This is a genomic window from Brevibacillus sp. YAE8 (assembly GCF_057543335.1).
Genome location: NZ_BAAIYG010000027.1, coordinates 40,042 through 60,328, shown reverse-complemented (window position 1 = coordinate 60,328; position 20,287 = coordinate 40,042). Strand labels below are relative to the sequence as shown.

Genomic DNA, 20,287 nt, shown 5'->3' with positions numbered 1-20,287 from the left:
TCGCAGCAAAGGTACGGGCATTTTACGAGACGACTATTCTTCCTGTCCCAGCTTCTGCAACTGCCTGCGGCTCCACAGCCAGACACCGCCTGCTGCTACGCCGAACATGCCGAGCCAGACCGAGACAGACGCGCTGCCCGCTTGCTCTGCGGCAAAGCCGAGCACGAGACAGCTTGCGGAAAAGCTCCCCATCGTCGCCATCTCCCGGATCGAAAAGACTCGCGCCAAATAGGCCGGGTCCGCCAGTTTTTGCAGCTTGGTTACGGACAAAATCGAAGAACCAAACGACGCGAAGGAACAAAACAGAATCGCTACCGCAAGACCGAGCAGCGGCTTGATATGAAATACCGCTACAATCGACAGCCCCATGGCAATCAGCGCCCATCCCTGGAACCGTGCAATTCCCCGTTCGCTCAGGCGCTCCGCCAGCCTGCCCGCTGCCAAACCCGCCAGCACGCCTCCAAGCCCGAGCGGAATGTCAAGCAGGCCGACGACGGCAATAAAGGTAAACTCGTTCCCGATGATATGAACAATATGAGCCGCATACAGACGGCGAAAGACCGGGTGTTGAAGCAAGGTCATGATCGCGCATCCTTTCCCCGTTAAGGTAAGTCGAGACTTTCAAAAGCTTACCCAGTCAACTTTCTCACATTGTAGCACTTGCCTGAAAATATCGGCAAATTGTTCTTGTCAGCGCCCTCCGTTGTAAGCTATCATACGTTCAAATAAAATTGAACGTTTCAAAATAACAACACGTTCACTTTTCCCGAAATGGAGCTGACACGATATGAAACGGTTTCTGGTCATCGAAACATTGGATCAACTGAAGGCGATTAGCGACTCGTTGCGAATGGCCATCATCACGTTGCTCGTCAAGGAAGCGTACACGGGAAAGCAGCTCGCTACCCTGCTCTCCCTCTCTGCCTCCAAAGTCCATTACCATCTCAAGGAGTTGGAGAACCACGGCTTTATCAAAGTCGTCCGCACAGAAGAAAAAAACGGGATTGTGCAAAAATTTTTCCGCGCGGTCGCCTACGACTTCAAAGTGAGCGAGGAGCTGCTCCCGTCGCTTCGCGAAAACAGCATGCTGCTGCAGGAAGCGATGGTCAACCATCTGCGCACGAGCATTACCCGCCTGTACAACGCCCCTGACGAATCGTTCATGCAATTCGTGGACGAAAGCAAGCGCGCCCCGGCGGTTGCCTTCAATGCCGAGGTAAAAGCTCCGCGGGAGGAACTCCACGCCTGGCTGAAAAAATACCACGCCCTCATCAACGAGCTGGGGGAAATGGAAGAACGCCATCTCGCGCGGATCGCTGCCGGAGAAGTAGAAGACAGCGAAGAAAACTTCTACCTCGTATCCGTCGGCTTCATGACCAACGAACGCTATTACGTGGCCGACGATGAATCTTTGCCGGAAAATTACGAACATCTGCCTAGCGATCACAAACATGTGACCAACAAAATTGTCGTCAAAAAGAAAAAGGAGGCGACCAGCGATGGCAATGGCGACCTCGACAACAACTAGCGCCTTGTGGAAAAATCGCTCGTTTCTATCGCTCTGGAGCGGCACGATTCTGTCCGCCGTGGCCGACGGCGCGTTCTTTTTGCTGCTGTCGTGGTTTATCGTCGACCGGACCGGGTCGGAAGCGATGCTCGGAACCGCCCTCATCTGCATGTCGATTCCCCGCCTGCTGTTCATGCTCGCCGGAGGTGTCGCCGCCGACCGCTGGAATCGGAAATGGATCATGCTCGGCTCTATTCTCGCGCGCAGTCTCATTTTGCTCGGCTTCAGCCTTGCTTTGCAAAACGAGCCCGGTACGTGGCTGTACGTGTTCATCTACGGGATCGCCGCCTTGTTCGGGACGGTCGACGCTTTTTTCTGGCCGGCGCGCAGTTCGATTTTGCCCTCGCTGGTGTCGCGCGAGCAGCTCGCTTTCGCCAACAGCCTGATGGAAATTTCCCAGCAGATCAGCATGGTCGGCGGGCCTGTCGTCTCCGCTGTGCTGATTCGCACGGGCGATTACCCGCTCATGTTTCTCATTTTGGCGGTGGCCTTTTTCGTTGGGGCGATCTTTTTGTACGCTTTGCGCCTGGCTCCAGCGCAAACCGCATCGCCTGCCCCGCAGCAGGACGCTCCGGCTTCCGGCAAAAGCTCTTACTTCCAGGACATTTGGAGCGGCATCCGCTTTACGTACAGCATCCCGATCTTGACGATGATTTTGACGACCTCGCTCGTCATCAACATGATGTTTTCCGGGCCGATCAACATGGCCATTCCGCTCCACGTCAAAGACCTGGGCTGGGACGGAAGCGCCTACAGCTCCCTTAGCACCGCGCTTGGAGTCGGCACGATTGCCGGGGGAATTTTGACCGGGCTGTGCAAAGGTTTCCGGGGAAAATTCATGCTGCTCCCGCTGTTTCTCGGCGTCATGGGCATCGGGATGAGCTCGCTCTTTTTCATGCAGCAGTTGCTGTTTGGCCTGATCGGCATGTTTCTCATCGGAATGATGCTCAGCATGACGAACATTCCGCTGATTACGTACATCCAGACCATCGTTCCTTCGACGATGCTCGGCCGGGTCATGTCGCTGCTCGCGCTGATGTCGATCGGCTTTGGCCCTGTCAGCTACGCGCTTTGCTCGTTTCTTTTGGCTACGAAGGCGGCCACATCCGGCGTCCTCTTGCTCGCAGGCGGCATCATTTTCACCTGCTCCGGGCTGAGCCTGCTCTTGTTCCGCACCTTCCGCAACATCGAGCAGCATCCGGACTGGCGGCGCTCTGCGGCTGGCGAGACGACTCTCAACAGCTCCGTGTCTTCCACATCGGCAGCTCCATAACGCATGCGGTTGCGTCCCCGATTCAGAAAACTTGGCCGCGCCAAGCCATGGACGCCGCCAAAAAACGCGCCCCTCACAAGCGAGTGCCATGCTTGCAGGTGCGCGTTTCTTCCATTATACTTTTTGCTCTGTTCCTACCAGTATCTTCGGCAACTGCCGGAAGCCGAAGCCCATCCGGCTGATCGTCCCTGCCTCGTCGCGGTAGAAGTGGATGTACGAATCTGTCTCTCCCCGCTTCCAGACGAAGCCGTCTTCCCCTACAGGACGCAGCGGGACTGTAGCGCCCATCGCCTTCAGCACGAGCGCGTTTTCTTCGATGGCAACGGTGACATTGGCGCCTTCCGAGGAACGGTATTCTCCGGCGTAAGCCGCAAATCGCTCAGGCGGCAGCTCGTAGTCCGCATACGGGAACGGAGGGGTCGCCGCAGGCTTTCCATTTTTTGCATTCAACAAGCCGTGCATCAGATCGGTCACGGGGGCACCGTCCACATTCATGAGAATCGCCCCGGTCAGGTTGCGTTCGGGAATGGCGAAAATTTGCGCGCTGACCCCTTTGATCGCTCCGCCGTGCTCGACGAGCGTCCCTCCGTGGCAATCCGTGCCGATCATCAGCCCGTAGCCGTAGCCTTGGAAGGGGCTGAGCGGGGCGTGGGGCGTCGTCATCGCCTTGACACTGGCCTCGGAAAGCAGCCGCTTGTCGCCCACCAGTCCCCCTGTGCGGAACAGCTCCGTATAGCGCAGCAAATCGCGTATCGTCGACTTCAAAAAGCCTGCCGAGCGCATCGCCGGAGCGTCCCACCACGAAGGCGAGCGATACACGTCTCCGCCGTCTTCCGGGCTTTTGCGGGTGAACAGCGTCGCGACCTGCGCATCGGCTGGCAGCTCCTCGATCAAAAAGGCGCTGTGCGTCATGCCAGCAGGCGCCAGGATGTTCTCGTGGACAAACTGCTCGTACGTGCTGCCGCTCACCCGCTCGATAATGACCCCGAGCAAGGCGTAGCTGTCGTTTGAGTAGCTGAACTGCTCGCCCGGCGCGCCGAGCAGTTCGTAGTCGAGCTTTGCCAAATAAGCGAGCATCTCTTCTTTTGTCTCGATAGCTTCGGCTTTTTCTACATCCCATTGCAAGCCGGAGCTGAAGCCGCGGTCGGCTGCTTCTTCCGCCATGCTGTTTTTCATCGCGCCGACGAGTGTATCCAACGGAGGGAAACCTGCGGTGTGGGTCATCAGATGATGGATGGTCATCTCGCGGGTAAAAGCTTCATTCGGCGTGCGCAACTCGGGAATATAGGTGCGCACCGGGTCGTGGACATTCAGCTTGCCTGCTTCCTGGAGCTGCATGATCGACACGCACGTAAACGATTTGGTCACCGAGCCAATGCCGAACACCGTATCTGCGGTCAGCTCCTGCGCGTCCGCCGTATCGTCGGCAAGCCCGAAGCCGTGGAAATATTCGAGCTGTCCCTGTTCCGCCAGTCCGACTGCCGCCCCTGTGATTTTCGCCTTGGAAAGCAGGTTTTGCGCATACTCTTCAAACGATTCAACCCACACCGCCATCGTTCTTCTCCCCTTTTTCCCTTTCTTTTAGAAAAATCGTGAAGCGCGGCTGTTACGGCCGGAAATTCGCCGAGCGGAGCACGTAGTTGCCAATCGCCCGCGCATTCAGCGCGTAGCCGATTCCCGGACCATCCGGCACGGCCAACTGCCCTGGAGCGATCAGCTCGACACCGCCCTCCACGATGTCTTCCTCCCAATAACGGCTGGAGGCCGCTGTATCGCCCGGAATCGTGAAGTTTGGCAGGCTGGTAATGGCGATATTGTGCGCGCGGCCGACCCCTGATTCGATCATGCCCCCGCACCAGACCGGAATGTCATGCGCCTGGCAAAAATCGTGAATCCGCTTGGACTCAGTCAAACCGCCGACGCGGCCGACTTTGATATTGATGATGCCGCAACTGCCCAGCTCGATCGCTTTTCTGGCCTCCTCCACGCTGTGAATGCTCTCGTCGAGGCAAATCGGCGTGGAAAGCTCGCGCTGCAGCTTCGCATGGTCGATGATGTCGTCATGGGCCAGCGGCTGCTCGATCATCATCAGCCCGTATTGATCCAGCTCCTTCATCACGTCGATATGCTCCATCGTGTAGGCGGAGTTCGCGTCGGCCATCAGCGGCACATCGTCGCCAAACTGCTTGCGGATTGCGCGAATCAGCTCCACGTCAAACCCCGGTTTGATCTTCACCTTGATTTTTTTGTAGCCTTCCGCGAGGTGACGCTCCACTTTTGCCAGCACCTGATCGACTGTCGGTTCAATCCCGATGCTGATGCCGACGTCGATTACCGATTTGTTTCCCCCAAGCGCCCTGGCAAGCGACACCCCTTTTTGCTTGCTGTACAAATCCCAAATGGCCCCTTCCAACGCCGCCTTCGCCATGTTGTTGCGGCGGACGGGAGCAAACAGCCGATCCACGTCCTCCGGCGTCTCGATTGGACTGGCAAACAGCTTCGGAATGAGAAAACGCTCCATCATGTGCCAAACAGTTTCGGTCGTTTCTTCATTATAATAAGGGTCCGGCATCGCCACGCTCTCGGCGTAGCCGACTTCCCCTTCTCCGTAGACGCTAACCAGAATCAGCTCCTTGACCACCGTGTAGCCAAAGCTTGTTTCAAAACGGAAGCGAAGTGGTATGTGCAGTTGCTGCAGCTCAATGCGCTCGATTTTCAATGATCTTCATCCCTTCTGTTTCATATAGATGGCATGCGACAAAATGGCGGGGCTGGATCTGGCTGGGAACGGGACGAACCGTGCGGCAAATCTCCGTGCTGTGCGGACAGCGCGTATGAAAGGAGCAGCCTGCTGGCACCCGCGAAGGACTGGGAACGTCGCCGCCAAGCACGATCCTTTCCTTTCGGCGAAAAGGATTGGCTTTTGGCACGGCAGACATCAGCGCCTGTGTATATGGATGCAGCGGCCCCGTAAACAAATCTTTTTTGTCCGCGATTTCCACGATGCGCCCGAGGTACATGACGGCGATTCTGTCGCTAATATGGCGAACGACGCCTAGATCGTGGGAAATAAACAGGTAGCTCAGTCCGAGTTGCTCCTGCAAATCTTGCAGCAGGTTGACAATCTGCGCCTGAATGGAGACATCCAGGGCAGAAACCGGCTCGTCTGCCACAACCAGCGCTGGCTGAACCGCCAAAGCGCGCGCAATCCCGATCCGCTGTCGCTGACCGCCGCTGAACTCGTGCGGATACCGGGCCGCGAACTGCGGATTCAGCCCGACCAGTTGCAACAGCTCCTGCACCTGCTCCCGCCGATTGGCGGACGACAGCTTCGGCTCTCTCACGCTCAGCGCTTCCTCCAAAGCTCCCTGCACCGTCATCCGCGGATTGAGCGAGGCGTACGGGTCCTGAAAGACAATTTGCATTTTTTTGCGAATAGAGCGAAAACGACGCTCCGGCATCGCCGTTATTTCTTGACCTTCAAAGTGAATCGTCCCGCCTGTCGGCTCGATCAGGCGCATGATGCTTCGCCCCGTGGTCGATTTGCCGCAGCCGCTTTCTCCGACAAGCCCCAGCGTCTCCCCTTTTTTAAGCTGAAAGGAAACTCCATCGACTGCCTTGATGACTTCGCCACTCTTGCCGAGCAGTCCTTTCTTCACGGGAAAATACGTCTTCAGATCGTTTACGGATAACAGAATCTCGCTCATACCGCCATCTCCTCTTTCGCGTACAGCCAGCAGCGTACGGCTTGTGTGCCTTGGCCGGAGAGCGGCGGCTTTTCCAGGTAGCAGCGTTCCATCGCCAGCGGACAGCGAAAGCGAAAGGCACAGCCCTCTGTCACTTCGCCGAGCAACGGGACGCTGCCTTCGATCGGGGCCAGTCGTTTTTTCTCTTCCTCATCCAGGTCGGGGATGCAGCGCAGCAGCCCGGCCGTGTATGGGTGCAACGGCTGCGTAAACAGGCTGGCGACATCTGCCTCCTCCACGATCTCCCCGTAGTACATGACCAGCACCCGATTCGCCATTTCCGCGACGACTCCAAGGTCGTGCGTAATCAGCAAGAGCGAGGTGTTGGCCTTTTCCTTCAAATCGTTCATCAGCTCCAGTATTTGCGCCTGAATCGTCACGTCCAGCGCCGTCGTCGGCTCGTCGGCGATCAGCAAATGCGGGTTGCAGGCCATCGCCATCGCGATCATGACCCGCTGCTTCATCCCTCCCGACAACTGGTGCGGATATTCGCGCATGATTTCCTCGGCGCGCGGAACCCCGACCTTTTTCAGCATGGCAATGGCCTGTTCCCGCCGTTCTTTTTTGGACAAATCGGTATGCAGGCGGTAAACCTCCTCTAGTTGCTTGCCGATGGTGTGCACCGGATTTAAGGAGGTCATCGGCTCCTGAAAAATCATCGCGATCTCTTTGCCGCGAATCTCGCGCATCTCCTTTGGCCCCAGCTTGCCAAGCTCCCTGCCTTGAAAGCGGATGCTGCCCTCCATCTGCGTGGAGGAACGGGACAACAACCCCATGATCGCAAGCGAGGTCACGCTTTTGCCGCAACCGGACTCTCCTACCAAGGCGACCGTCTCGCCTTTTTTGAGCTGAAAAGAAATGCCTTGCAACGCGGGCAGCACGCCATTTTCCGTCCTGAACTTCACCCGCAGGTCATTGACCGCAAGCAACGCGTCTTTCATTTTCCATCCTCCCTTACCTCGTTTTCGGGTCCAGGGCGTCACGCAAGCCATCGCCAAGCAAGTTGAAGCCAAGGACCACCAGCATGATCGCCATGCCAGGGAAAATGGACATCCACCAGGCCTGACTCAAAAACGACTTGCCGACAAAAACCATCGCCCCCCATTCCGGCATCGGCGGTTGGGCACCGAGCCCGAGAAAGCTCAGGGCGGCAGCGGCCAAAATGCTGACGCCAAACTGAATCGTCGACAGCACGATGATCGGCGACAGGATGTTCGGCAAAATGTGCTTCAAAAGAATTTGCCAGTCGCGAATCCCCAGGGCGCGGACGGCCTCGATGTACTCCTTTTCCCGGATGGACAGGACGGCAGAGCGCACGACCCGCACGTACGACGGAATGACCGCAATCACGACGGCAATCATCGCATTGGTTAACCCCGGCCCGAGCACGGCAATTACCGCGATCGCCAACAGCAGGGCGGGAAGCGACATGAGAATGTCCATCCCTTGCATGATGAACAGGTCGAGCTTGCGGTAGTAACCGGCGATAATGCCGAGCGTGACGCCAATTGCCGTAGAGAGCACGACCGTAATCAGCCCCATCAAAAGCGAGATCCGCCCGCCGTGCAAGAGCCGGGAAAAAATGTCGCGGCCAAAATCATCCGTCCCCAACAAATGCGTAAGGCTGGGCGCAGCCAGGCGTTGCTCAAAGTTCATCTGCTCGACGGAGTGCGGCGCAATGACCGGCGCAAACAAAGAGGCCAGCGTAAAAATGAGCAGGATGATCGCTCCGGCCATGGCGGTTTTGTTGCGCCGCAATCGTTTTCCGATCACCGACCAGTAAGAGGATGTGTGATGGCTGTTGTTCACGGTTATCCTGCTCCTTTCCTTAGTCGAAGTGGATGCGCGGATCAATCCGGCTGTAGATGAGGTCCACAATCAAGTTGGTCAGGGCAAAAATCAGCGCCATGAAAAACACCATCCCCTGCACCGTCGGCATGTCCCGCTTGCTGATCGCCTCGATGGCCAGACTGCCGATGCCTTGCAAAGAAAACACCGTTTCGACCACTACCGCTCCAGCCATGAGCGAGCCGAATTGCAGGCCGATCATCGTCACAACCGGGATGATCGCGTTGGGCAAGCCGTGGCTGAACACGAGAGAAACGAGAGACGCTCCTTTTGCCTCCGCCGTCCGCATGTAGTCTTGCTTGATGACTTCGAGCATGCTGGCGCGCGTCATCCGGGCGATCATGCCCGCTTCGGCCATCCCCAGCGTGATCGCGGGCAAGAGCAAGGAATGAATGCCCTCGTAGCCGGAGATCGGGAACAAGGCGAGCTTGTAAGCGAAAATCCAGATCAAAAACAGCGCGATCCAAAAGCCCGGCGCGGAAATGCCGACCAAGGAGGTCAGGACGACCAACCTGTCGACAAACGTGTTTTGTTTGACGGCGGCAATCGTCCCGAGCAAAATGCCGAAGATCGCGGCAATGACGACACTGAGCACAGCGAGCTGCATCGTGATCGGGAAGCGCGCGACAATTTGCTCCCACACGCTCTCCCCGGTAAAGAGCGAGGTTCCGAGATCGCCCGTCAACAGTCTCCCCAAAAAGCTCGCGTACTGCTGCCAAAGCGGCTGATCCAGCCCGAGCGAAGCGCGCATCTGGCTGATCGCTTCCGGCGTGGCAAACTGTCCCAATATTTGCGTTGCGGGGTCGCCGGGGATCAGATGGACCATGAGAAAAATCAGGACAGAGACGCCAAGCAGCGTGCCCAGCAGAGAAAGCAGCCTTTTTGCGACATAGCGGCGGCGCATGTCTTCACCCCTGCTTTTTGCCTATTTGTCGAGCGTGACATCATTCAAAATGAAATATTGCGTGTACGGATTAAGCGAAAAGCCTTTAATGCCCCGCGTCGCCGTCACCAGCTCGTTCACCCAGAGCGGCACCCATGGCGACTCGTTCAGCAAAATTTCCTGCGCTTGTTCGTAAATGCGGATTCGCTCCTCTTCGCTTGCCGCTTCCCGGCCTTTGTTGAGCAACTCGTCCAGCTCCGGCTTCGTGAAGTGCATGCGGCTTGTGGCATTGCTCTTTTCAAAGATGAGGTAGAGGATGTCGGCATCGAACCAGCCGTAGTACATCAAAGCCATGTCGTACGACTTTTTGCTGATGCGGTCTTTGATCGTCGTCATTTCCTGCACGGTAATTTTCAGGTCGATGCCCGCTTCCCGCAACTGGCTCTGGAGAATTTGCGCGGCGCGCGAAAACGCTGGCTCCTGCGACACGAGCAGCTCCACAGACAACGGCTTGCCATCCTTGTCGACGATGCCGTCGTTGTTGCTGTCCGTCCATCCGGCGTCGGCAAGCAGTTGCTTGGACTGTCCGAGATCGCGGGTGTACATTTGCTTGGCCTTGTTCTCAATCGCCTCGCTGTAGCCGAAAATCGTCGGTGCCAACGGGCCGTAAATCGGCTTGCCGAAGCCATTCAACGCCACGGCAACGAGCGGGTCGCGGTCGACGGAGAGCGCTACGGCTTTGCGCAGGCGCACGTCGCCAAACAGCGGATGCTGGTTGTTGAACGCGATGTACTTGATGCCGATGTCCATCATTTTCTGAATCTCGACGTCAGGCAGTGCTTGCAGCTCGGCGACAGCGTTTGCCGGAACGTCGTGCAGCACGTGGATCGTCCCTTTTTTAAATTCCATCAGGCGGGTATCGTCGTCTTTCAAAAAGCGGAACAACACGTTGTCTACGTGCAACGGCCCTTTGTTTGTCGCGTACTCCGGCCCCCAGTTGAAATCCGGATTTTTCTTGTACAAAAGCGAGGCGCCGCGTTCGCGCTTTTCGAACTGGATCGCTCCTGTGCCCGATGGTTTGTCGCCAAAGCCGTCGCCAAGCTCTTTTGCCGTCTTGGCGTCGATCGGAGACACCAGCCCGCTAATGACGACGTTGATAAACGGGGCGAACGGCTTGGAGAAATGAATTTTCAGCGTCTGCTCGTCCGCTGCCTCCACTTTTTCGATCGGTCCCGCAATTCCTTTGACCGGGGAGATTTCCAGCATCCGGTCGAACGATTCCTTCACAGCCGCCGCTGTCACAGGCTCGCCGGAGTGAAAGCGCGTATTTTTGCGCAAAGTAAACGTCCACGTCTTGCCGTCCTGCGAGATTTCGTACTTTTCCGCGAGGCGCGGGACGATTTTCCCTGTTGTATCGCGGGTCAGAAGCGGTTCGTACAAAAGGCCGTTCTCATTGCCCAACCAGCTTGTCTTGTGCAGATCGAGCGTATCCGGTTCAATCAGCGAGGAGATGACGAGCGTGTTATTGCTCTTGCTCGTCCCATCGCCATCTGGCTGAGTCGTCTGGGTTGCCGTCTGCGCGGAGCAGCCTGCGATCATTGCTGTTGCCAGCAAGACGCCAAGCGGCCCGTTTTTCCACCAGCTTTTTTTCATGCCTTCATCCCCTTTTTTCTCTCACCGTCACATATCGGTTTCTCCCACGAAGGGATAAATTTGGCGACTCGTGTTCTCGTAATGGCGCAGCCGCTCCTGCACCTGCTCGCCGTCGGCCTGGACCACGCCGCTGACGAGAATGTTCAGCATGGAAAAAATCGCGGTCATCCCTTTCAGGGCGGTTGGCGCAGGGGCGTACACCTTCAAGACTTGATCGGCAATCGGACCGACCGGGGACAGCTCGTCGTCGGTAATCCCGAGCACAACAGCGCCCCGCTCCTTCGCCGCCTTGGTGAACAAAATCGTTTCGTTGACGTAGCGGGGAAAAGAGAGCGCAATCACCAGCCAGTCCGCATTGATCTGGGTCAGCAAATAGTTCGCATCATCGACAGGGCCGTTGTACAGGTGCGCGTTTCCTTTTACGACATTGAGCGCAAAAGCGAGCCAGTGAGCCGGAGCGTAAGAGCTGCGGAAGCCGACGACGAGAATGTGCTTGGCGGACATAATGCGCGAGATCGCATGCCGAAGCTGCTCCTTTTGCAGCCCGCCCAGCGTTTGCCGGATGTAGGCGACATCTTGTTCCAGGTTGAAGGAGAGCAGATCGTCCTGTCCGCGCAAATTTTCCGCCGCCGCCCGCAGGCTGCTGATGGCGTCTTCTTTTTGCACTCGTTCGAGCAAGGAGCTGCGAATTTCATTTTGCAATTCGCTGTACCCGGAGTAACCGAGCGCGTAGGAGAGGCGAATGACTGTCGTTTCGCTCGTCCCACTCAGCGCTCCGACCACCTTGGCGGGCTTTTGGGCTACGATTTGTGGTTCGGCGAGAATGTATTTGGCGGCCAGCTTCTGCTGGTTGGTCAATTCCGGATAGTGCTTGCGAATGCGCTCCTGTACGTGTTCCATCGTTTTCTACTTCCTTGTCAGTTGTGGTAGGTTCGGATCGGTAATCGGATCGAGCGGGTAAAGCGGCCGGTTCGCCCGTTTGTACTCGAAAAAGCGGAAGTTCAATGTCGTCAGGCCAGGCGAATCGACCGTGATGACTTTGGCGCTGATCGGCTCGAAGGCGGCGCGGAAGTGCGTGCTCGATTTGAGCGCGACGATCTTGTAGCGCGTGACATCAATCCCGTGCAGTTGAAAAATTTGCTCATCGAGCACCTGCGACTTGACGGAGCAGACGATCACGTCCACGCCCCCGATTTGCAGGCGAACCGACTTGCCGTAGTCGGCCCGGGTGCCCCGCCCCATCGGCGTCGTCGCCACGAACTTGCCGTCGGTCAGCGCTTTGACATACGCCGTGACTTCAAGCGGCTCGCCGTGCAGGTCGTCTGTTTTCCCGCCCAGGCTCAGCTCGAGCGAGGCTCCGACTCCCGCCGCGAACGCTTGCTGCACCACCTCGGGATCGTACATGTAGCCGAAGCAGGCATCGGTCAACTGCGCTTCGAGCATGGCCCGCAGCAGATGAGTTCCGTCGCCGGGGGTTCCGCCGCCCGGGTTGTCCGATGTCTCGTTGATGACGATCGGCCTGCCTTCTGTCGCCAGCGCTTGCGCGATTCCCTCGGCAGGCGTCGGCATGATAAGCTCGAAGTCGTCCCGCCGTTCCCACACGAGCCGCGCCACATCCTCGCTCACTTTTCGCGCCAGCTCGCTGTCGTTGTTCGTGACCGCCAAAACCGCCACTCCCAGCTCGGGAATGTCCGTGTACGGAAAGCCGTGAAAAAACGCGCAGTCGATGACGTTTTCTTCCTTCTCCCAAGCCCAGCACGCTTCGTTGATTTCGCTTGCCGGAAAGTGGTGGGTAGCAGAGGTCGGGATCAACAAGGGCAATCTGGTCAAATGCATCGTCGGCTTCCACTCGCCGGCGACCATTTTGCGCGCGACATCAATCGCCTCCTGTCCACGCTCATAGCAGTCGACGTGCGGGTACAGATGGACGCCGAGCAGCGCGTCTGCTTCTTCCACCATCTGCGGCGTCATGTTCGCATGCAGGTCGAGCGTGACGACCAGCGGAATCTCGTAGCCGACTACGCCGCGCACGGCCGCAAGCAGGTCGCCTTCCATATCGTCAATTCCTTCGGCGACGCCAGCCCCGTGCAGGGCAAGACAGATGGCGTCGGCGCCCTGTGCCAGACGCAGCCCTTCCAGCAGTTCGGCCTTCATCCGCTCGTACGTGTCGCGCGTGATCGTGCCTGCCGGATAGGCAAACGTGGAAAAGGTCGGCAAAAGCTCAATGCCCAGTTCCTCCGCCCGGTCGATCATTCCCCCTAAAAAGTTTCTCACTTTGCGGTTGCGATCCAGGATGACTTGCTGATGATCCCACTCCCAGCTCTGGAACAGGTCTAACGTGGAAGGAACGTTGGAAAACGTGTTCGTTTCGTGCACGACGCCGCCGATTGCCACTTTCAATCCGATCTCCTCCTCAATCGCTTTGCATTTTGAAGTTTAGACTTTAAATTTTGAATTTTTTGAAGTTCTTCCTTTTGGCAAATTATATCGGCAAAAAAATCACGAATCAATGATTAATTCATGAACTTTTTTCCAGTTGGAATGTACTCGTTGAGCGGCAAAGGACTTGCCCCTTCCTTTTGGCAAAACGTGTTCCCGCCTGTTCGCGCCTCTGCCCGCGCACGCAAACAAAGGCCCTCCCGTTTTCCGGGAGAGCCTTCTGTCTAAGCGCTGCGAATTACGATGTTTTCCACTTCGCCAGTTCGGATGGGAACTTGTCGTTGAGCACTTTGATATATGTACCTTTCATGCCGAGCGAGCGGGACTCCAGCACGCCTGCGCTGGCCAGCTTGCGCAGCGCGTTGACGATGACGGAACGAGTCAGACCCGCCTGGTCTGCCAGTTGACTGGCGACGAGCAAGCCTTCGCGCGCGTCGAGCTGCTCCATAATTTTTTCAATGGCGATCTGTTCGCTGTAGGACAGCGAAGACAGGGCAATTTTGGCGAACGTTTTGTCGCGCACTTCATTTTCAATCTGCTCTGTGCGCTGGCGAACGATCTTCATCCCGATGACGGTCGCGCCGATTTCGCCCAAAATCAAATCCTCGGTTTCAAACTCGCCATACGCCCGCAGCAGCACGAGTGTACCCAGGCGGCTGCCGCCTGCATTGATCGGCACGATGGTCGTCATCATTTGCGGGAACAGCCCTGCCAGTTCTTTTGGCACGAAGCTGTACGGACTTTCGATCGACTCGTTTGCGAGCGTCTGTGTCACTTCCAGCAGTTTTTGATGTATGCCGCTTCGCAGTTGAGTGGAAGACTGGCCTTCTTCATTCAGCGAAATTTCCTGGTTCAAGCCGCTGCCGAGAATCGTGCCGTCCGCCGTAATGATGTACACATTTGCCGAGATGACCTCTGACAGCAACTTGGCGAGATCCTGGAAGCCTACGCCGCTGCCTCCCATTGTTTTTTGCAGCATCACATTAATTTTCCTGGTTTTTTCCAACAAATTCATAATAATATCCTCCTTGGATTTCTTCATGCTCACAGTATTGTCAGAAAAATCCAGCCCTATACATCCAAATCAAAAAATTAGAAAGACACCTCATGGAACCGGCTTTTGCCCCAAAAATAGGTGTATGCCTGCACACGTTTGCCCTGGCCTTCGACTATGTTATAGAGGGAACAAACATCACGTCACGAATTATGGGAGGATTTCAAATGGGGCTGTTTAACGGAGGCTTTAACGGATTTGCACTGATTCTCGTCTTGTTCGTCCTGTTGACCATCGTTGGCGTAGACGACTAATCGTCCGCCTTGTCAATCCACGAAAAAATGGCTGTCTGGTTCGCATCCCAGACAGCCTTCTTTTTTGCTTTCCCTTGTTTAACGCAGTTGTTGCTTGATCTTCTGCTCGATGGCATCGGCAATCACGCGAGTCGGCTTTTGCAGATCGGCCTCGTAAAGCCGGAAGCGGACATAGCGTTCGTCGAGGTTAAACGCTTCTTCCCAGGCGCCCAGGAAGCCACGCGCGCGCTTGTCGAGCTCCAGCAGCACTTCCAGCTCGCCTTCGCGCAAGTAAAAGACGACTTCCAGCTCCTCCAGACGGCTACGGTATGCCCCTGTCGGACGGAACTCAAATTCCTGCACAAACGGATACGTGCGGCCCAGGTGGCGGTTGTACTCGCAGTCGACCTTGTACAACTGGAAGCCAATCGACTGGACCGCCTCCAGTACTTTTGCCATCAAAGGATGCGGACGCACTTCGATAAAGTCGGAGTCGCCCGGATCAATCGCGTTTTTAATATCCAATCCCGTCCGCAAATAAACGGGTTGACGTCCCATAGTCAGCGGTGTCTCATAAGGAAGCTGGAACGCAAAAGGCAGTACCTTGTCCTCCTTAGGCTGCAAATAGACGCGCTCAGTCAGACGGTACTTGACCAGCGTGCACTCTTCCTTCACCTTGTTGTCATTCACTTCGCGTTCGTAGTGTGTGATAACGTACATGTAGATTTCGTCGATTTCCTGCGCTACGTCTCCACCGGAGATGTGCACTTCGCCTTTTACGAGGTCTCCAGGAACGAGGGACTCCTGCTCCAAACGGGCATCGACTTTGGCCGCTCCGATTCCGACACTGGCCAGCAACTTTTTGAACATGGACATGTACTCGCCTCTCCTTTGCGTTCACCCCAGATCTTGCGACAGATCTGCCTTCAGGTTTCTATGTAGAAATATACGGGGGAAGAAAAAGAAAGTTTCGCGCTATCTTTTGCCAGACATCGTCGGATATGACCTCTGCCGTCACAAACACTTGCAGCGTCCGCGCGATAAACACGGTCTTGATCCGCACCTCCACCATCGTCCGGTCGGACAAGACATACTCCCGGCGGCGCAGCATCTCGTGCAGCACCTGGTGAACCTCCGCGACCTGCTCTGCTTTTTTGCCTTTGAGCGAGGCGAAGTCTTTTTCGATCAAATCGACCACCTGCACGACGATCGTCCCGTGCAGCGGCTGCTTCTGGTCCGCCGTCAAGACAAAGGCGCGGACTTCCTCGATGACCTGATCCTGCTTTTTGCGATAGACCCGCTGGTTTTGCTTCAGCTCCTGATTTTCCTCGTACAGCTTTTTATTTTGCAGCTCCAGGCTTTTGCGGACAAGCATCATCTGCTCCATCTCGCGTCCGTACACAAACAAAACCGCCGTTCCGCCCAACAGGCAGCCGATGAGCAGGAGAGCGAGATAGCGTTTCCACAGGACGATCATCATGAGCGCACCTGCACGAGCCACTGCACGCAAATCGTCCCGATGTGCGCGCCCAAAAACGCGACGACGATCATGACGAGCTGTTTGAACACGGGCGAAAAGTTGCCCATCAATATTTTCTCAATCTGCAAAAACGAGTCAAAGGTGCCGCCCAGAGCACCGACCAAGCCCCAGATTTTCAACTGGTCCGCAAGCTGGACCATCGAAAAAAGCGGAGGCTTTTCCGTCAAAAAGGCGCCCAAGCCGCCGCACAAAGATCCGCCCACGACGATGCCATAGGCCACAAAAAAGGTCAAAATGACTTGTGCCATGCTGTTTTCCCACCCTCTCGACTGCGCTGCCTATGCTTATCCCTACGCAGCTTGTCTGGCTTTTATGATTGAAAAGCCGCTGCCAGGCCCGCGCGAAAGGATCGGCTGCTTGGACAGGAAAAAAAGATGGCATGCTTTTGTCGGCAGCATGCCACATGCGCTCACGGCTTGTTCTTGCCCCACCTGCGCAGACGCCTCTGAATGCGCGGCGAGTTCATCACCATGAGATCCATAAACAGGTTGACCATATTCGGGTTGCTCAGCACCTGTTTGAACACTTCCGGATTTTCCTTAAACCATTGCTCGTTGGCCTTGATCCAGGCTTTGAAGCCCTGATTCGAGCGATAGTGATTGTTCAAGCGGCGAACCGGCCGATATGCGCTCATCTCAATCTATCCCTTCGTCAAAGAATATGGAGAGGAGAAAGATGATAACGATAATCCAGATCACCGTTTCAAAGCCATCCTGGTTGAAAAAGCCGAAACCTTTCATGACAGATCCCCCCTTCACGCTGGCTCGAACCGTCGCACCTGGCATACCGCCCATGGTACCTTTCTCTATAGGTATATGTATCGGGGAAAAGTTTGGATTGGACATATGCCTGCCTGTCGCGCACATTTGTACGCTCGCCCAATTTTGTTGCATAGAGACAAACCTCTTTCACTCATACTAGAAGAGACGATACCAACAAAAGGAGGCGATTATGACAGCCTCGAGTGGAGCTCTCTGGCGTAACAAGCCTTATTTGATCCTGCTATTGCTCGTTTTTTTCATGCACCTGGCCTCGTATCTGGTCATTCCGGTCTTTCCGATCTTTTTGCAGAAGGTGCGGCAGTTGCATCTCGCCCAGGTCGGCTTCATTTTGGGCGCGGGCAGCATTGCGTACCAGATTGGCAGCCTGATCGGCGGGCCGATGTCGGATCGCTGGGGCCGCCGCGCGATCATCACGCTTGGCGCACTGCTTCAAGGAGGGGCCATGCTCGGCTATCACTACAGCGCGTCGTACGGGCTTTTTCTGCTGTTTTCCTCCGTGAACGGTCTGGGGCTTGGCCTGTTGGCCCCCACGATCAAGGCGATGATTGCCGATGAGGTGGCGGAAGCACAGCGTACAGCCGCTTTTTCGTGGCGGGGGATTCTTGCCCACAGCGGCATTATCGTAGCGGGTCTGGTCATTACCTGGATGACGTCCGTCGGCCAGCAGCCGTTTATGATCGCAGCCGCGGTATTTGGCCTGCTCGCCGTGCTGACGTTTTTTTCCTTGCCAGATGATCGCTGTGTCGGGCCTGCCTGCCGCCACACGCCGATCTCGGAATACCGGCATATTTTGAAGCACCGCAGCTTCCTGTTGTTTTCCGCGATTACTTTGCTGATTTGGGCGTTGTATGCGCAATTTACGATGATCTTGCCTCTGCGCGGCGAGCACGTCCTGCATTCCGCGACGCTCATCGGCCTCGTCTGGACGATCAACTCGCTCGCTGTCGTGCTGCTGCAAGGCTTCGTCTCGCGCTTTGTCCTTTCGCGAATCAACCCGTATGTGGCGCTTGCCGCCGGAACGACCTTGCTCGGCGCGGGCCTGACCTTGATGGGCTGGGCCAATCAATTCGTCACGCTCAGCGCCGCAGCCGTCGTATTTATTGTCGGCGAAATGCTGTTCATGCCTGTCCAGGATTCGCTCGTCACTCATTTTGCCAAGGAAGAATGGCTCGGAGCGTACTTCGGCTTCTCCAACTTCGTATCCGGCGTCGGCACGGCTCTCGGGACGAGCATCGGCGGCGCGATGGTGGAAAAGCTCGGGGGAGTCGGCAGCCGAAGCCCATGGATCGGCTACGGGATCATCACGCTTTTGCTCGCGGCGCTGCTCGGCTTGTTCGCGATTTATGCGATGCCGCGCCACAAAAACCCGGAGCAGGCTCCCGAACCGAAATCGGGAAGAAAGGAAGGTGCCACGTAAATGAGCAAGCAAAACAACCAGGATCAAGCGGGGAAAATGCGGGAGGCAGACCGCAGCCCCCAGCCGAAATCCGTGCAAAACGACGCCCCCGGCTACGGGGACAAAAAGCTGGAAGGGCCGGATCGCCCTGCTACTTGACGGATTGCCTGTGCTGCATCGCCGCAAGCCGATGCGCAGACGAAAAAGCCATTTCCCCTGGATCGGTGGAAATGGCTTTTTTTCTTGCTCGCCTGTTTTGGCCTGTTCAGTTGATCGACACGAGCCTGTACGGTAGCGAAAACTCGTCGAGCTTTTGCAAAAAGGCTTGGCTTGCGCTCTCGTCAGGAGCTATCAACTGCAAATAGCGCGTGAAGTAAAACACAATCCGGTCCTCGCTGCCCTCCTTCAAGCGGTAGTGCGAGAGCGTGGCAATGTCTGTGAGCCCGTAAAAAAACGCATAGCGCTCAGGGGTGAGCGGCGCCTGAAACGAGCGGCTGACGACGATGCCGTTGCTGCGGTTTTCCTTGCTGTTGTCTTTCGTCGCCCCGAGAAAACGCAGCGTCTCCGCAGCGCGTCTCGCCCCCAATTTTTCCGCCAGCATGCTGTCGTTGTACTCCACTTCCACATCGGTCAGCCGCTCGCGTACAGACTCCAGCATGGACATCAGCACTTTGCGGACAGCCAGATTTTCCGTGGCGAACTGGTTGTCGAAGACGTTAAATTCGTAAGACGTCGCCTGGCCCTGGCGCTTCGTGTACAAAACAATCGCGTTCAAAAGCGCCACCTCCCCTCATTATCTCGGCAAAATCGACGCAAAGGTCGCCCGATCCAGCTTGCGCACGATGGAGAACAACAGCCGCTTGGCCGCTTCGTAATCGTTGCGGTCAATGATGGACGCATGGCTGTGAATGTAGCGGGAAGGGATGCCGATGACAGCCGACGGCACGCCTTTTCCGTGGTTTTGCACGACATTGGCGTCCGTAGATCCTTTGGCCACGTAGTACTGGTACGGGATGTTCTCCTGCTCGCAGGTCGAAATAAGCAGTTCGCGCAGTCCCAGCGGCATCATGTACAGCGGATCGTATATGCGCATCAAAAGGCCGCCGCCCAGTTTGCCGCCTTCGTCTCTCACGCCGGGAATGTCCGTGGCCGGGCTGGCGTCCAAAGCGAGGAACAAATCAGGCTCGATCGCAGCCGCGGCTGTTTTCGCCCCGCGCATGCCAGACAGCTCTTCCTGAACCGTAGCCCCGACGTAGACGACGTTCGGATGGCCCGGACGCTCGTGCAGCTCTTTTGCCAGCTCGACTGCCAGGCTGCAGCCGTAGCGGTTGTCCCACGCTTTTGCCATGAGGCGGTTCGGATTGGCCATGACCTGCAGCGGGCATACCGGAACGATCTGCTGTCCCGGACGCACGCCTGCCTGCTCGGCTTCCGCGCGCGAGTCGACGCCGATGTCGATAAACATGTTGCGAATGTCCATCGGGCGATTCCGCTGGTCTTCACTCAGCACATGCGGCGGAATCGAGCTGATGACGCCCTCGATCGCGCCTTTTTCCGTGATGATCTGGACGCGCTGGGCAAGCAAAACTTGTCCCCACCAGCCTCCGAGCGTCTGAAACGAAATAAAGCCTTGGTCGGAAATGCGCGTCACCATGAAGCCGACTTCATCCATATGTCCGGCCACCATGATTTTCGGACCGTTTTCATCGCCGCGCATTACCCCGAGCATGCTGCCAAGGTTGTCGTAGACAAATTCGTTTGTATAGGCACCTATGTATTCCCGCATGATAGCGCGGACCGAACCTTCGAAGCCTGGCGCTCCCGGCGCTTGTGTCAGCCGATTCCACAGCTCCCATTGAAAGTCGTTTTCCAT

The 20,287-nt window shown here is 56.5% G+C and carries 23 protein-coding genes; 5 read left to right on the top strand and 18 right to left on the bottom strand.

Annotated features, from left to right (window positions below; translation table 11 throughout):
* Positions 1 to 33 precede the first annotated feature (33 nt).
* Positions 34 to 582 carry an MFS transporter gene (locus AC27IT_RS22565; RefSeq protein ID WP_005833600.1) on the bottom strand — a complete coding sequence of 183 codons (549 nt, stop codon included), beginning with the start codon at positions 580 to 582 and terminating at the stop codon, positions 34 to 36.
* 205 nt (positions 583 to 787) lie between these two features.
* Here AC27IT_RS22565 and AC27IT_RS22560 point away from each other — a divergent pair, with 205 nt between their 5' ends.
* Both AC27IT_RS22560 and AC27IT_RS22555 read left to right on the top strand, forming a co-directional pair.
* A complete protein-coding gene (locus tag AC27IT_RS22560; protein WP_025843941.1) occupies positions 788 to 1,528 on the top strand; it encodes a winged helix-turn-helix domain-containing protein in 741 nt (246 codons plus the stop codon).
* On the top strand, positions 1,500 to 2,840 hold the full coding sequence (locus AC27IT_RS22555) for an MFS transporter (protein ID WP_487092110.1): 1,341 nt from the start codon (positions 1,500 to 1,502) through the stop codon (positions 2,838 to 2,840). The genes AC27IT_RS22560 and AC27IT_RS22555 overlap by 29 nt, the downstream gene beginning before the upstream one ends.
* Before the next feature lie 114 nt (positions 2,841 to 2,954).
* Here AC27IT_RS22555 and AC27IT_RS22550 read toward each other — a convergent pair whose 3' ends face one another.
* From AC27IT_RS22550 to codY, 10 genes are all read right to left on the bottom strand, one after another.
* Positions 2,955 to 4,394: a serine hydrolase gene (locus tag AC27IT_RS22550; RefSeq protein ID WP_487092109.1), complete on the bottom strand. Its 1,440-nt coding sequence runs from the start codon at positions 4,392 to 4,394 to the stop codon at positions 2,955 to 2,957.
* Between the two features lie 52 nt (positions 4,395 to 4,446).
* A complete protein-coding gene (gene menC, locus AC27IT_RS22545; RefSeq protein WP_327945048.1) occupies positions 4,447 to 5,559 on the bottom strand; it encodes an o-succinylbenzoate synthase in 1,113 nt (370 codons plus the stop codon).
* Entirely contained in the window at positions 5,540 to 6,547 is a 1,008-nt protein-coding gene (locus AC27IT_RS22540; protein ID WP_487092108.1) for an ABC transporter ATP-binding protein, read from the bottom strand. The genes menC and AC27IT_RS22540 overlap by 20 nt, the downstream gene beginning before the upstream one ends.
* Positions 6,544 to 7,527: an ABC transporter ATP-binding protein gene (locus tag AC27IT_RS22535; RefSeq protein WP_007783251.1), complete on the bottom strand. Its 984-nt coding sequence runs from the start codon at positions 7,525 to 7,527 to the stop codon at positions 6,544 to 6,546. Before AC27IT_RS22535 ends, AC27IT_RS22540 begins: the two co-directional genes overlap by 4 nt.
* Before the next feature lie 13 nt (positions 7,528 to 7,540).
* Entirely contained in the window at positions 7,541 to 8,395 is an 855-nt protein-coding gene (locus tag AC27IT_RS22530; RefSeq protein ID WP_005833611.1) for an ABC transporter permease, read from the bottom strand.
* Positions 8,396 to 8,414: 19 nt separating this feature from the next.
* Positions 8,415 to 9,338 carry an ABC transporter permease gene (locus tag AC27IT_RS22525; RefSeq protein ID WP_487092107.1) on the bottom strand — a complete coding sequence of 308 codons (924 nt, stop codon included), beginning with the start codon at positions 9,336 to 9,338 and terminating at the stop codon, positions 8,415 to 8,417.
* Between the two features lie 21 nt (positions 9,339 to 9,359).
* Entirely contained in the window at positions 9,360 to 10,970 is a 1,611-nt protein-coding gene (locus AC27IT_RS22520) for an ABC transporter substrate-binding protein (RefSeq protein ID WP_025843937.1), read from the bottom strand.
* A gap of 27 nt (positions 10,971 to 10,997) precedes the next feature.
* Positions 10,998 to 11,870, bottom strand: a complete 873-nt coding sequence (locus tag AC27IT_RS22515; RefSeq protein WP_025843936.1) for a MurR/RpiR family transcriptional regulator — start codon at positions 11,868 to 11,870, stop codon at positions 10,998 to 11,000.
* Between the two features lie 6 nt (positions 11,871 to 11,876).
* The gene (locus AC27IT_RS22510; protein ID WP_025843935.1) at positions 11,877 to 13,370 is read right to left on the bottom strand and encodes a M81 family metallopeptidase; all 1,494 of its coding nucleotides are present in this window, start codon (positions 13,368 to 13,370) and stop codon (positions 11,877 to 11,879) included.
* Positions 13,371 to 13,647: 277 nt separating this feature from the next.
* Positions 13,648 to 14,424 carry a GTP-sensing pleiotropic transcriptional regulator CodY gene (gene codY / locus AC27IT_RS22505; RefSeq protein WP_005828198.1) on the bottom strand — a complete coding sequence of 259 codons (777 nt, stop codon included), beginning with the start codon at positions 14,422 to 14,424 and terminating at the stop codon, positions 13,648 to 13,650.
* A gap of 191 nt (positions 14,425 to 14,615) precedes the next feature.
* Between codY and AC27IT_RS22500 the strand changes: the two genes are divergently transcribed.
* Positions 14,616 to 14,717, top strand: a complete 102-nt coding sequence (locus AC27IT_RS22500) for a YjcZ family sporulation protein (RefSeq protein ID WP_035317240.1) — start codon at positions 14,616 to 14,618, stop codon at positions 14,715 to 14,717.
* A gap of 78 nt (positions 14,718 to 14,795) precedes the next feature.
* On the opposite strand, the gene AC27IT_RS22495 is transcribed toward AC27IT_RS22500, so the two are convergent.
* From AC27IT_RS22495 to AC27IT_RS22475, 5 genes are all read right to left on the bottom strand, one after another.
* Complete coding sequence (locus AC27IT_RS22495) at positions 14,796 to 15,572, bottom strand: sporulation protein (RefSeq protein WP_005828196.1); 777 nt, start codon at positions 15,570 to 15,572, stop codon at positions 14,796 to 14,798.
* A gap of 58 nt (positions 15,573 to 15,630) precedes the next feature.
* Positions 15,631 to 16,176 carry a sporulation membrane protein YtrI gene (locus tag AC27IT_RS22490; protein WP_025843933.1) on the bottom strand — a complete coding sequence of 182 codons (546 nt, stop codon included), beginning with the start codon at positions 16,174 to 16,176 and terminating at the stop codon, positions 15,631 to 15,633.
* Complete coding sequence (locus tag AC27IT_RS22485; RefSeq protein WP_007783237.1) at positions 16,173 to 16,484, bottom strand: YtrH family sporulation protein; 312 nt, start codon at positions 16,482 to 16,484, stop codon at positions 16,173 to 16,175. Before AC27IT_RS22485 ends, AC27IT_RS22490 begins: the two co-directional genes overlap by 4 nt.
* A 161-nt stretch (positions 16,485 to 16,645) precedes the next feature.
* Entirely contained in the window at positions 16,646 to 16,870 is a 225-nt protein-coding gene (locus tag AC27IT_RS22480) for a hypothetical protein (protein WP_005828188.1), read from the bottom strand.
* Between the two features lies 1 nt (position 16,871).
* Positions 16,872 to 17,129, bottom strand: coding sequence for a hypothetical protein (locus AC27IT_RS22475; protein WP_005828186.1), 258 nt, complete (start codon positions 17,127 to 17,129; stop codon positions 16,872 to 16,874).
* Between the two features lie 58 nt (positions 17,130 to 17,187).
* Between AC27IT_RS22475 and AC27IT_RS22470 the strand changes: the two genes are divergently transcribed.
* Both AC27IT_RS22470 and AC27IT_RS22465 read left to right on the top strand, forming a co-directional pair.
* Positions 17,188 to 18,435, top strand: a complete 1,248-nt coding sequence (locus AC27IT_RS22470; RefSeq protein ID WP_005828184.1) for an MFS transporter — start codon at positions 17,188 to 17,190, stop codon at positions 18,433 to 18,435.
* A complete protein-coding gene (locus AC27IT_RS22465) occupies positions 18,436 to 18,573 on the top strand; it encodes a hypothetical protein (RefSeq protein ID WP_005828182.1) in 138 nt (45 codons plus the stop codon). It begins immediately after the preceding gene.
* Positions 18,574 to 18,679: 106 nt separating this feature from the next.
* Here the strand turns inward: AC27IT_RS22465 and AC27IT_RS22460 are convergent, their stop codons facing one another.
* Together AC27IT_RS22460 and AC27IT_RS22455 are read right to left on the bottom strand one after the other, a co-directional pair.
* A complete protein-coding gene (locus tag AC27IT_RS22460) occupies positions 18,680 to 19,189 on the bottom strand; it encodes a hypothetical protein (RefSeq protein ID WP_005828179.1) in 510 nt (169 codons plus the stop codon).
* Positions 19,190 to 19,207: 18 nt separating this feature from the next.
* The gene (locus AC27IT_RS22455) at positions 19,208 to 20,287 is read right to left on the bottom strand and encodes a M42 family metallopeptidase (RefSeq protein WP_005828177.1); all 1,080 of its coding nucleotides are present in this window, start codon (positions 20,285 to 20,287) and stop codon (positions 19,208 to 19,210) included.